Origin of the sequence: Streptomyces sp. UH6, assembly GCF_013421635.1 — a bacterium.
Lineage (GTDB): Bacteria > Actinomycetota > Actinomycetes > Streptomycetales > Streptomycetaceae > Streptomyces > Streptomyces abyssomicinicus.
On sequence record NZ_JACADT010000006.1, the window covers coordinates 26,047 to 37,729 of the forward strand.

The window sequence follows — 11,683 nt, forward strand, 5'->3', positions numbered from 1 at the left end:
CAGCATGCGGTACCTCTTCGGCGGCATCGCCGACTACGTGATAGCTCCCGGCGAGGCCAACGTGGCCACGCTGACCGCGGGCGTCACGGTGACGGCCTGGGATGCCGCAACCGGCGGCACCCAGCACACCGACCTCCTCGGCGCGGACGGCGTCAGCCCCATCCTCGGCGGCGCGCTCACCACCGACGACGACGGCGCGATCCCCGAGTTCTTCGGGCCGGACGGCGTGTCCAGCCTCTACCTCGACGCGAACGGCGGCAGCGGCCCGCGCCGCCGCACACTGACGACTGACCTCACCGGTGCCCTCAGCGATGCCTCCTCCGACGCGATCGCCAAGAGCACAGCGACCACCCGCGGCGACCTGCTGGTGGCTGACGCGTCCGCCTCGGTGGTCCGCCTCGGCGTGGGTGGCCTGGGTGAGACCCTCGTCGCCGACCCTGCCTCCGCAGCCGGCGTCCGCTGGGGCAGCTGGTGGCGGCGCCGGGACATGCCGGACCAGGCCCTCGCGGACAGCCTGTACTCCGGGGCCGCACCGACCATCACCACCACGCAGACGACCACACCCACGTCCGGGTACATCCGGTACTCCCCGGCTCCGATCGCGCTCACCGGCACCGACGTCCGCGGCCCGTACACCTGGGCCGGCGCGGGCAACTTCGCCGCTGGCACCGTCGCCCCGGACACCAACTACGTGCTGCCGCTGTCGAGGTATCCCAACACCTACGCCAGTGGGCAGAGCCACTGGTCCGTCGAGTTCGGGACCGATGCCCAGGTCATGCAGGTCCGTTTCAAGTACATCAGCACCGCCTCGATGTACCGGCTGTCCGTCGACGGCCGCAAGGTGACGGACCTGATGCAGAGCAGTGGCGGCACGACAGCCGGCTCCGGGCACATGCTGACCATCGACCTCGGTTCCGCGGCCCCGCGCCGCATCCGCCTGGACTTCACCACGATGCCGTTCGGTGGCGTGTACCTGCCGCCGAGTGCGTCAATGTGGCAGGTCATGCACCGCGGCGGACGGTTCATGGCCCTCTGCGACAGCATCGGCGACGGCAGCAACCAGAACACGGGAGCAGGCCAGGGCACGTGGGTGCACCGCACCGGGCGCCTCCTCGGCTCCACGGACGTGTGGGAGCAGGGCCGGGGCGGAACCGGCTACATCACCCCCGGGACCACCGCCACGTTCGGCACCCGCGCCCCGATCGACGTGATCCCGTGGGCACCCGACCGCCTGGTGATCTGGGGTGGATACAACGACAACAGCGGCTCCCAGTCGGCCATTGCCGCGGCGGCCACGGATCTGTACGCCGTGATCCGGGCTGGCCTGCCCAAGGCCCAGGTACTCGTGGCCGGGTGCTGGGCGCCAACTGGCAGCCCCGCCACTTCCATCATCAACACCGACGAGACGCTGAGGTCTGCGGCGGCCTCCGCCGGCTACCCTTTCGTCAGCCCGGTCACCGGCAACATCTACGACGCGACGGGCAACCTCGCCGCCGAGCAGGGGCCGTGGATCCGGGCCGGGCAGGTCGCCGCCTACATCGGCGCCGACGCCGTCCACCCCACCGACGCTGGCCACGTCTACCTGGCCCGCCGCATGGTCGCCGCCTACGCCGCCACCCTGCCCGCCTGACCACCGCCCGCTCCCCGCCCCCGCCGCGCCGGGGGCATCGTCATGTCTGGAGGCCGCATGGCCACACCCCTCTCTCCCGACGCCCTGGTGAGAGCTCTCCGCGCCGAGGGCGTGAAGGTCGTCGAGTACCCCGGCTGGCGCACCAACCGGCGCCCGGCCAGTACCGGCGCCTGGGGCCCAGTCAACGGTGTGATGATCCATCACACGGTGACCAGCGGCACCGACGCCTCCGTCCGCCTGTGCTTCGACGGCAGGTCGGACCTCCCGGGCCCGCTCTGTCACGGCGTCATCGCCAAGGACGGCACCGTGTACCTGGTCGGCAGCGGTCGCGCGAACCACGCCGGCCGCGGCGACGACGACGTGCTCGCCGCCGTGGTCCAGGAACGCGACCTGCCGCCGACGAACGAGAACAACACCGACGGCAACGCCCGCTTCTACGGCTTCGAGGCGGTCAACCTCGGCGACGGCAAGGACCCCTGGCCCGCCGTCCAGCTCGAGGCAATCGAGCGCGCCGCGGCCGCCCTGTGCCGGGCGCACGGCTGGAGCGCCCGCAGCGCGATCGGCCACAAGGAGTGGACCAACACCAAGATCGACCCGCGCGGCTTCGAGATGACGGCGATGCGGCAGCGCATCGCCGACCGCCTCAAGAGCCCCGCAGGCTCAGCCACCCCCTCCAAGGAGGACACCGACGTGCAGCTCACTGACAAGGTCAACCTGAACGACTGGGTCCCGAAGGCGTGGCCCAAGGACGAAGGGCTGCAGGACGGGAGCATCAGCGTGCAGACCGCCCTCGGCTCCGGCTATGCCTACGCCCGCCAGGCGAAGGAGGAAGTGCAGGCGCTGCGTGCCGAGGTCGCCGAACTGCGCCAGGCCCTCGCCCAGCAGGCCGCCAGCGGAGGACTCACCAACGACCAGGTGGCCGCGCTCGCCACGGCGCTGGCGCCCGCCATCGCCGACACCCTCTCGAAGCGACTGGAGAACTGACCCATGACCCTCTACGAATGGTTCGCCTCCCTGTGGCGCACTCTCGTGCCGTACCTCGTCGGGTTCGCCGGGGTGCAGCTGGCCCGTCTCGGTATCACGCTGGATGACGCCACCCTGACGGTCGCGCTCACCGGCGCGTTCGGCACCGTCTACTACGCTCTGTTCCGGCTCCTGGAGCAGAAGGCCGGCCGCGGCTGGGGCTGGTTCCTCGGTCTGGCCCGGCCGCCCCGTTACCCGGACAAGGACGGAGCGGTCGCCCTGACTGGCCGACCGACCACCGTCTGATGTGCCGGGCGGTCCGGCGGCTCGGCCGAGTGCTGGGCCGCCGCGGCGCACTCCTCAGCCTCAAGGGCGTCATCGCCACCCTCTACGGCGCATCGCTCCTCATCGGCCCGCCCGCGGACCGGCGGGGCGTCGACCTGCTCCTGCACCTGCTGCCCTTCACCGCCTGGGCGTGGGCGTGGATCGCTGCTGGGGCGTGCGCCCTGGTGTGTGCCTGGATCCCCGCCCGCCGGGACTCGCCGACCCGCCGGGACTGGCCTGGCTTCCTCGCGATCTGGGTCGTGACCATCCCCTGGGCGATGTCCTACCTCGTGGCGTGGTGGCCGCTCGCCGACCACCCACGCGGCTGGGCTATCGCCCTCATCTACGGCGCCTTCGGTGCCGTCTGCCTGGTCGCCATCGGCTGGGACGAGCCACCCGCACGACGTCCGGAGCCGCCTCGTGGGAACTGAGATGCTGACTGCCCTGTCCGCCCTGGCGGTCGCCCTCGTCACGGCCATCGGCGGCATCGCCACCGCCATGGTCGGCCGACGGCGCCCGCGGTCGGCCGAGCGGCGGGACGACTTCACCGTTGTGACCGAGCGCATGGACCGGGAGATAGCCCGGCAGACGACGCGCATCGACGAGCTGGAGGCGGACGCCGAGCGCGACCGCGAGCGGATCGCCGTCCAGGACCACACGATCCGGTATCTCGCGACCTGGGTTCGGTCCCTGGTCGCTCATGTCCGGCTCCTCGGCTCCGAACCGCCGTCCCCGCCGCAGCCCGTCCCGGAAGACGCGCAGCAGTACCTGCACGACGTGGGGCTGTGAGTCCCGGCCCGGCCCCGTGGTGGGAGGCCGGCCCGGGACGACTCACTCCCCGCCCGCATGCCCCCGCCCGCCCCCTTCATGGGGGCGGGCGGGGGCGCTTCGTCGTGTCTGGGGTCAGCCCCAGCCGGTGTCCTTCTGCACGGCCCCTCCCCTCACCGTTACTTCGGCTCCGGCAGCTCGGTCACGAAGGTCCCGATACCCGGGTGCACTTCGGCAAGGCCGGCCTTCCCCAGCTCGGTCAACACGCGACGGGCAGGTACCTCGCTGAATCCGAACTCGCGCACCAGCTGCTGGATGCTCGGCAGCTGTGAGCCAGGCGGGTACGTGCCGTCGAGGATCCGGCCCTCGATCACGTCGTAGACCTGCCGCCACCTGGGAATTCCGGCCTTCCACTTCATGCCGCGACGCTATGCGCGATCATCCCGGCTGGCGAGATATGCACGCCCATCCTGCATATCGGGGGTATCGGACCTATCAGGGTGTCGCTATGCTGCGGATCACACGTAAAACCCCCGCGCCGCTGTCACCCGGCCGGGGGTGCGGACGACTCCTGCCGAGAGGACCCGCCATGCGCCACTCTACGGGCCACCCTGCGCCCGCCACCATCCCTCATACAGCCGCCGAGTGGGATGCTATGAGCGCCCTGCACCAGCACGTCGGCAGCCAGGCGAGGCCGAACTGTAAGCCGTGCGTGGCCCGCATCGACGGCTGTGACACTGGCCGTGAACTGCGCCTCGCGGTCCGCGCCGCCACCCAGGACCGCCTCCCCCAGGAGGCACGGCTGTGAACCGCAGGCGCCAGCAGGCCGCGGCCCGCACCCGCCGCGACGAATACCTCCAGCACGTCTACCGGTGCCGCCGCGGCTGCAACCGCGCGGAGCGCCGCTACTGCCCGGGGGGCGCCCTCCTCCGCGGCCCCTACGAGCAGGCCATCGGGATCGGAGCCGCAGCGTGAAGGCCACGCACCCGACCGGCCGCCTGACCCTTGACGAGGCCCGCACCCGGGCCGCCCAGGCAGGACTTCGTCACGGCGGCTACTGCGCCATGCCGCATCCGACTGACCCGACCATGGCCTGCGACCGCCGCCCCTGGGAGCACGAGCGACCGGGCGAGGCCGACCAGCACATCGACGGCCGCAGGTACACGGTGCCGGGCGACGTGCTCTCCCCGCACCCCTCCTGGGATGAGAGCGAGTACGCCACATAGACCCCCGTCGGCGGTGTCGAGCAGCACCGCCGACGGATGGCGAGCAGGTCGCCAGGACGGCAAAGAACCACAAGCCCGGGGCCTGCCCGCCAGCGCCCCCCGACCGTCACGGGCGGGGGGCGTCGTGCTGCATCAGCTGGCCTATCGGGATGTCCAGCACGGCAGCGATGCGCAGCAGGGTCTCGACGCGCGGGTTCCCGCGCCCGGCCTCCACCTCCTGGAGCGTGCGCCGGTCGATACCGGCGGCCAGATAGACCTTCTCCTGGGTCAGGTTCTGGTGGAGGCGAGCGGCGCGGATCCGCTCGCCTATCACCTGCAGGTAGTCACGGATCCACGCCGTGTCGTCGGGCAGGGCGCGCATCCTGCCCACGGTTCGCTGATCTTGATGCTGTGTCAGCGGAATATAGACCGCATTTTTTGATCTTCACGAGCGCACGTCGGCCCGGCCCCGCGCAGTGCGGGGTAGGTGTCAGGGTCAGGGGAGTCCGCGCTCGGCCGACCCGCCCCACCACGCCATCAGGGCGAAGGTCGACGGCAGACTGAGCGCAGTCCGCAGCGCCTGGAGCTCCTTGTTCACTACTCGCGTAGACATGTGCAGGGCGGTGCCCACTGCCTCGACAAGGTCGCCGGCCTCCAGCTGGCGGAGGATCGCCCGCTGCCGGGCGGTGGTGACTGCGTCACGCACGGCTCGCTGGGCCCGTTCCCATGGCGTGCATGCCGACCAGGCCATCTCGTACACACTGACCGCCCACGCCACTGCCGCCTTGTCGACGACGTGCCAGCCACTGTTGGGTTCGCCCTCGAGGACATGGTTGTCGAGGAAGAGGTGCTGCCGGTCGACGATGACCATGCGAGGCGGGAGCGCGGACCCGACGCGGACCCTGCCGCCGTCCGCCAGCATGGCCTCGACGTACTCCGTCGTCTGCTGGTGGTGCAGAGTCACAGCGTTGTAGATGGTGCGAACACGGAGGCCACGCGCGAGGAAGGCCCGCGCCTTCTCGACCCCGGCCCGCTGCACCTCCGGGTCCCGCGTCCCCGGCTTCCCAGGCTGCAGGGTGAGCAGCTCGCTCGTGGCCGCCGCCATGATCTGCCCTATGCGGGAGTTCATCCCGTCCTTGGACGGCAGGTACTCGGACGGCACGTCGCCGTAGACGCGCTGGAGGTCGTAGCGCTCGGCCAGCCCTTCCATCTGTTCGATGCTGTTCATGCGGTCGAGGGACTGCTGAATCGCGGCGCGCTCCTGGGCCCGCAGCTGGCGGGCAGCAAGGCGCGGGTCGAGAGCTACCACCCGCTCAGGCCTTGAGGCGTCGACGAGCCCCAGCTGGGCCAGGCGCGCGACTGCTCCGTCATCCACCGCGGGGCGTCCTGCCACGATGGATTCATAGACGGATCGCTCTGCGTCCGTGAGCGAAGGGTCAAGCTGGTCGGCAGTGGTCATGGACCATGTCCCCCTTGCACGCCAAGTGCGCGATCCCGCACAGCACGTATACGCACGGCGTCGCATCTGGCTGTTGTCTAGGTGTACCTGACAGCCTACGTACAGCAGCCGTTCACATGGAACATGCTGGACGGCCGCCACAGGAAGCACACTGACCGCTCACTTTGGGGGGCTTCAATGAAGAGAGTTCTCGCCGCCGCTGCGGCAGCGCTGGCCCTCACCCTTGGCGGCGTCGGCGTCGCTCAGGCCGACGACGCCGGGACCACCACGCCCATCACCGACCCCACCGCCCCGGCCACGCCGGAGCCCACGCCGGACGAGCCGGCCGACGACCCGGGGTGGGGCAGGAGCGAACCGCCCACCTCGTTCATGGACCCCGGCTGGGGCTGATCCACGGCTGACCGCACCGGCTTGCTACCGCCACCCTCCGCAGGTCCGGTGCCGCCCTCGCTCACAGAGCGGGGGCGTTTGGTCGTCTTGGGAGGCAGAATGGGAGACGATCTCTCCCACTCCGCCGCATCACCGTGCATCACCATGCATCATAGACAGAGGGCACAACGCCCATCACCTGCACCGCAAGTCGCTGACCTGCCATTACATGGCATGGATAAGAGATCGACAAGATCTTCTGGGAGACCAAGAAGGCCTGACCTTCTCGCTCGCCCGGAAGGGGCCCGGCTCACCGCGAGCCGGGCCCCTTCCCTGCCAGATGCCCTCAGATGCCCTGCCAGGAGGGCTTGTGGGCCCAGGTGTGGCGGAAGTAGTCGGCGAGCCGCAGCCCCGAGGCCGCCGCCTCGTCGACGACCACCGTGGCGTGCGGGTGGAGCTGGAGCGCCGAGGCGGGGCAGACGGCCGCGACCGGGCCCTCCACGGCGGCGGCCACCGCCGCCGCCTTGCCCTCGCCGGTGGCCAGCAGCACCAGGTGGCGGGCGTCGAGGATGGTGCCGATGCCCTGGGTGATCACGTGCCGCGGCACCTGGTCCACGTCGCCGTCGAAGAAGCGGGCGTTGTCGGCCCGGGTCTGCTCGGTGAGCGTCTTGAGCCGTGTCCGGGAGGCCAGCGAGCTGCACGGTTCGTTGAACCCGATGTGCCCGTCCGTGCCGATGCCGAGGAGCTGGAGGTCCACGCCGCCCGCCGCGGCCAGGGCACGCTCGTAGGCGGCGCACGCGGCCACCGGGTCGGCCGCCGTGCCGTCCGGCCCGAGGAAGGCCTCCTCCTTGATGCCGAGCGGTTCCAGCACCTCGCGCCGCAGGACCGACCGGTAGGACTCGGGATGCCCGGCGGGGAGCCCCACGTACTCGTCGAGCTGCGCGATCCGCGCCCGCGAGACGTCCGCCTCCCCGGTACGCACCAGCTGGGCCAGCGCCTCGTACACCGGCAGCGGCGTCGAGCCGGTGGCGACGCCGAGGACCGCGTCCGGCCTGCCGCGGAGCAGCGACGCCATGGCGCCGGCGATCAGTTCGCCGCCCGCCCGGGCGTCGGGAACGATGACAACTTCCACGCTGGGGCCACCATCCTGGTATAGACCTATGGTTTAGACCAATCTACCAAGAAGGGCCGCCCCGCGGAACCGCCCGGAAGCGCCCGCCCCGCCCGCGCGTGGGAGCGCTCCCCCAATCACCGCGGACCGGTCCCGGAGGCGGCCCGGGCGGGCTAGGCTGCACGCAGCGAGACCCCCGCCCCTTTGCCCATGGACACGACCGAGCGGCCGGTCCACAATTGCGGGTGAGAGGCAGGGACGCACAGACGCCGCCTTCCCCGCACAGGAAGGCGGACCGAGGAACCGGGCCTCTCTGCCCTGACTGCGCCTGGCTCCTCACCGGTCGGTCCGGGCCGCACACCCGAGGCCGATTGCTGCTCCGGGCTGCGGTGCCGGGAGGGTTGAGGGTCCCTTCCTGCGCCGCGGCCCGTGGGTGCGGCGCCCGCGCACCGCCCGGGTACGCTCGCAGACGTGCCCTCCATGAACGAACTCGTACGCCAGCACACCGACCTCGGTGACACCGATCTCGAATGGCTCCACCTGCTGGTCTCCGAGTGGCAGCTGCTCTCCGACCTCTCGTTCGCCGACCTGGTCCTGTGGCTGCCGACCCGGGACGGCGCCAAGTACGTCTCGGTGGCGCAGATGCGCCCCAACACCGGCCCGACCTCGTACCAGAACGACATGGTCGGCCACCTCGTGCCCCGCGGCCGCCGCCCGCTGCTGGACGCGGCGCTGGACGAGGGCCGCATCGTGCGCGAGGGCGACCCGGAGTGGCGGGAGGAGGTCCCGGTCCGGGTGGAGTCCATCCCGGTGCGCCGCGAGGGGCGGGTGCTGGGCGTGATCGCCCGGAACACCAACCTGCTCAGCGTGCGCACCCCGAGCCGGCTGGAGCTGACCTACCTGCAGTCCGCCTCGGACCTGGCGCAGATGATCGCCGCCGGATCGTTCCCCTTCCCGGACCAGCAGGTCGACATGGACGCCGCGCCGCGGGTGGGCGACGGGCTGGTCCGGCTGGACGCCGACGGCGTCGTCACCTACGCCTCCCCCAACGCCCTCTCCGCGTACCACCGGATGGGTCTCGCCGCCGACCTGGTCGGCTGCCACCTGGGCCGCACCACGGCCGAACTCGCACCCTCCCGGGGCCCGGTGGACGAGGCGCTGGCCAAGGTGGCGAGCGGCTGGGCGCCGCGGGAGTTCGAGATCGAGGCCAGCGACGGCGTCATCCAGTTCCGCGCCATCCCGCTCAAACCCAAGGGCACCCGCATCGGTTCCCTGGTGCTGCTCCGTGACGTCACCGAACTGCGGCGGCGCGAGCGCGAGTTGATCACCAAGGACGCCACCATCCGGGAGATCCACCACCGGGTCAAGAACAACCTCCAGACGGTCGCCGCGCTGCTGCGGCTCCAGGCCCGGCGGATGGACTCCGACCGGGCCCGGGAGGCGCTCCAGGAGGCCGTGCGGCGGGTCGGCTCCATCGCCATCGTCCACGAGACGCTCTCCCAGACCCTCGACGAGCGCGTGGAGTTCGACGAGATCGCCGACCGGGTGCTCGCCATGGTCGCCGAGATCTCCCCCGGCACCGTCACCGGCCGGCGCAGCGGACGCTTCGGCATCCTGGACGCCGAGGTGGCCACCCCGCTGTCGATGGTCCTCACCGAGGTGCTGCAGAACGCCCTGGAGCACGGCTTCGGCCCCGGCGACACCGGCACCGTCGAGGTGTCCGCGGTGCGCGGCGGCACGCCCCGTGAGGAACGGCTGCTGGTGACCGTCCTCGACGACGGCGTGGGCCTGCCCGAGGGCTTCGACCCGCACAGCTCCGGCAACCTCGGACTGCAGATCGTCCGGACGCTGGTGGAGGGCGAACTCGGCGGCTCCTTCGACATGGTGCGGGTCACCCCCGAGGGCGGCACCCGGGTCCTGCTGGACATCCCGGTCAAGTCCCAGAAGTGACCCCGGCGACCCGTCGCGCAGACGCGACCGGTCACGGACATGCCGAGAGCCCCGGACCGCTCGGTCCGGGGCTCTCGATCAGAACCAGGTTACTGCGCGCTGCGGCTCGGGGGCGGGAGATGCGTACACGCTGTACGCGCCGCCAAGCTCAGGCTGTTCGCGGGGCGGGTTGTCAGGCGGAGGCCTGACGGGCCCGGTTGCGGGCGGCGCGGCGCTTCATGGCGCGACGCTCGTCCTCGCTGAGACCACCCCAGACGCCGGAGTCCTGGCCGGACTCGAGCGCCCACTGCAGACACTGCTCGATCACCGGGCAGCGGCGGCAAACGGCCTTGGCTTCCTCGATCTGCAGCAGCGCAGGACCGGTGTTGCCGATGGGGAAGAAGAGCTCGGGGTCTTCTTCGCGGCAAACGGCGTGGTGACGCCAGTCCATGGCTGCTACCTCTCCTGTGTATACGTGCAGGTGCTTGTGAATGTGAACGCTTTCACGAATCCCCCAACAAGTGAAGGCTGTGTTCCGGTTTCCCGGGGGTGGCCGTCCTTGGCTTGGAGGGGGTTCGGGGCTCTGGTGGGACGCCGTCTGGCGGCTTGTCCCGAGCGCCACGTAGAGACTCGCAAACCTCAGCGGCGGATACAACCCCTTCCGGAAACTTTTTTTTGATTCTTCGGTGTCTGCTAGGTCACAGCCGTACTTCCATGGGGTGGACCCTGCTCAATACGTTCGAGTGAAAGGTTTAAGGCGCGATCCACTCACACAATCACACGCAGTGCACGGCGTACGCCTGTGAACTTCACGCCCGTCCGCAGCCCCAGGTGGTCACCGTCCACCTGGAACGGCAAGGGGACCTTGGAAACCAAGGTGAACGCACTGAGATCGTGAAGCGACACCGCGTGCTTGCCGCGGGGCCCCCGCTCCGGCGTCGAGGCCACCAGCTGGCTGCCGTAGCGCATCGCCGAAACCGTGGACATGCTGCTCAGTCCCAGGACGTCCAGCCCCTTGTCGAACGACGCCCCGGGCGACGGGTACAGCGGCTTGTTGCCGAGGTACGTCCACGGGGACGTGTTCGAAATGAGGGACACCACCAGTCCGTCCACCGGCTCCTCGCCGTCCCGCCGGAGGGAGATCGTCCCTCTGGTGCGGTGCGGGTCTCCCAGGAACTGGCGGAGGACCTGGCGGACGTACAGGGGGTGCGTGGACCTCCTGCCGCGCTCCCTCTGCTGTTCCACCCGCCCGACGACCCCGGCGTCGAAGCCGAGGCCGGCGCAGAAGGTGAACCAGCGGAGCGGAGCGCCGTCGTCCCCGGTACCCGGGGCCGGCTCGGCCAAACCGAGTCCGACGGTGCGTTCCCGTCCCTGGCGCAGCGCGTCCAGCAGGGCGCCGGTGGCCTCCACCGCGTTGTTGGGGAGGCCGAGGGCGCGCGCGAAGACGTTGGTGGAGCCGCCCGGGACCACCGCGAGCCCCGGCAGGCGCTCCGGGTCGGGCCCGTCGTGCAGCAGTCCGTTGACGACCTCGTTGACGGTGCCGTCGCCGCCGAGGGCGACCACCAGGTCGACGTCCTTGCCCCGGGCGGCGGCCCGTGCGAGATCGTGCGCGTGACCCCGGCGTTCCGTGGTGACGGCCTCCAGGTCCACCTCGCTCGCCAGTGCGTGGATGAGGACGTCACGCGTCCGGGCGCTGGTGGTGGTTGCCGTCGGGTTGACCACGAGGAGTGCGCGCATGGTGTGCAGGTTACCTACTGATCGGTACCCGGCCCATACGAAGCCCTGCCCGTACGAGGGGGGTGCGCAGCGGGACGACTACCCTGGCCGTCGTGAGCCCTCAGCCGAAACCCGCCTCCGCCTCCCCCGCCGCCGGCCCGCAGGAGCCCCGGGGCCCGCGCCCCGGACGGCTGACCGCCGCCGCCGCG

15 protein-coding genes are annotated in these 11,683 nt (G+C 71.1%); 9 read left to right on the top strand and 6 right to left on the bottom strand.

Annotated features, from left to right (window positions below; all coding sequences use genetic code 11):
- Positions 1-4: 4 nt before the first annotated feature.
- Genes HW445_RS34040 through HW445_RS01340 form a run of 5 tightly spaced genes read left to right on the top strand, consistent with a single transcriptional unit; the run spans position 5 to position 3,706 of the window.
- On the top strand, positions 5-1,630 hold the full coding sequence (locus tag HW445_RS34040) for an SGNH/GDSL hydrolase family protein (protein WP_180219171.1): 1,626 nt from the start codon (positions 5-7) through the stop codon (positions 1,628-1,630).
- A gap of 57 nt (positions 1,631-1,687) precedes the next feature.
- Entirely contained in the window at positions 1,688-2,614 is a 927-nt protein-coding gene (locus tag HW445_RS01325; RefSeq protein ID WP_180219172.1) for a peptidoglycan recognition family protein, read from the top strand.
- A gap of 3 nt (positions 2,615-2,617) precedes the next feature.
- Complete coding sequence (locus HW445_RS01330; protein WP_180219173.1) at positions 2,618-2,899, top strand: hypothetical protein; 282 nt, start codon at positions 2,618-2,620, stop codon at positions 2,897-2,899.
- Positions 2,899-3,348: a hypothetical protein gene (locus HW445_RS01335; RefSeq protein WP_180219174.1), complete on the top strand. Its 450-nt coding sequence runs from the start codon at positions 2,899-2,901 to the stop codon at positions 3,346-3,348. The genes HW445_RS01330 and HW445_RS01335 overlap by 1 nt, the downstream gene beginning before the upstream one ends.
- A 1-nt stretch (position 3,349) precedes the next feature.
- Entirely contained in the window at positions 3,350-3,706 is a 357-nt protein-coding gene (locus tag HW445_RS01340) for a hypothetical protein (RefSeq protein WP_180219175.1), read from the top strand.
- Between the two features lie 158 nt (positions 3,707-3,864).
- On the opposite strand, the gene HW445_RS01345 is transcribed toward HW445_RS01340, so the two are convergent.
- Positions 3,865-4,104: a winged helix-turn-helix domain-containing protein gene (locus tag HW445_RS01345; RefSeq protein WP_180219176.1), complete on the bottom strand. Its 240-nt coding sequence runs from the start codon at positions 4,102-4,104 to the stop codon at positions 3,865-3,867.
- Between the two features lie 385 nt (positions 4,105-4,489).
- Here HW445_RS01345 and HW445_RS01350 point away from each other — a divergent pair, with 385 nt between their 5' ends.
- On the top strand, positions 4,490-4,660 hold the full coding sequence (locus HW445_RS01350; protein WP_180219177.1) for a hypothetical protein: 171 nt from the start codon (positions 4,490-4,492) through the stop codon (positions 4,658-4,660).
- Positions 4,657-4,911 carry a hypothetical protein gene (locus HW445_RS01355; protein WP_180219178.1) on the top strand — a complete coding sequence of 85 codons (255 nt, stop codon included), beginning with the start codon at positions 4,657-4,659 and terminating at the stop codon, positions 4,909-4,911. Before HW445_RS01350 ends, HW445_RS01355 begins: the two co-directional genes overlap by 4 nt.
- A gap of 106 nt (positions 4,912-5,017) precedes the next feature.
- On the opposite strand, the gene HW445_RS01360 is transcribed toward HW445_RS01355, so the two are convergent.
- Both HW445_RS01360 and HW445_RS01365 read right to left on the bottom strand, forming a co-directional pair.
- Positions 5,018-5,272, bottom strand: coding sequence for a helix-turn-helix domain-containing protein (locus tag HW445_RS01360; protein ID WP_180219179.1), 255 nt, complete (start codon positions 5,270-5,272; stop codon positions 5,018-5,020).
- A gap of 114 nt (positions 5,273-5,386) precedes the next feature.
- On the bottom strand, positions 5,387-6,265 hold the full coding sequence (locus HW445_RS01365; protein ID WP_180219180.1) for a hypothetical protein: 879 nt from the start codon (positions 6,263-6,265) through the stop codon (positions 5,387-5,389).
- Positions 6,266-6,526: 261 nt separating this feature from the next.
- On the opposite strand from HW445_RS01365, the gene HW445_RS01370 reads away from it, so the two are divergent.
- On the top strand, positions 6,527-6,739 hold the full coding sequence (locus HW445_RS01370; protein WP_180219181.1) for a hypothetical protein: 213 nt from the start codon (positions 6,527-6,529) through the stop codon (positions 6,737-6,739).
- A gap of 325 nt (positions 6,740-7,064) precedes the next feature.
- On the opposite strand, the gene nagB is transcribed toward HW445_RS01370, so the two are convergent.
- A complete protein-coding gene (gene nagB, locus HW445_RS01375; RefSeq protein WP_180219182.1) occupies positions 7,065-7,850 on the bottom strand; it encodes a glucosamine-6-phosphate deaminase in 786 nt (261 codons plus the stop codon).
- A gap of 450 nt (positions 7,851-8,300) precedes the next feature.
- Between nagB and HW445_RS01380 the strand changes: the two genes are divergently transcribed.
- Complete coding sequence (locus HW445_RS01380) at positions 8,301-9,779, top strand: sensor histidine kinase (protein WP_180219183.1); 1,479 nt, start codon at positions 8,301-8,303, stop codon at positions 9,777-9,779.
- Positions 9,780-9,951: 172 nt separating this feature from the next.
- On the opposite strand, the gene HW445_RS01385 is transcribed toward HW445_RS01380, so the two are convergent.
- Both HW445_RS01385 and HW445_RS01390 read right to left on the bottom strand, forming a co-directional pair.
- Positions 9,952-10,209: a WhiB family transcriptional regulator gene (locus HW445_RS01385; RefSeq protein WP_108954435.1), complete on the bottom strand. Its 258-nt coding sequence runs from the start codon at positions 10,207-10,209 to the stop codon at positions 9,952-9,954.
- A gap of 317 nt (positions 10,210-10,526) precedes the next feature.
- Positions 10,527-11,495 carry a diacylglycerol kinase family protein gene (locus tag HW445_RS01390; protein WP_180219184.1) on the bottom strand — a complete coding sequence of 323 codons (969 nt, stop codon included), beginning with the start codon at positions 11,493-11,495 and terminating at the stop codon, positions 10,527-10,529.
- Positions 11,496-11,683 lie beyond the last annotated feature (188 nt).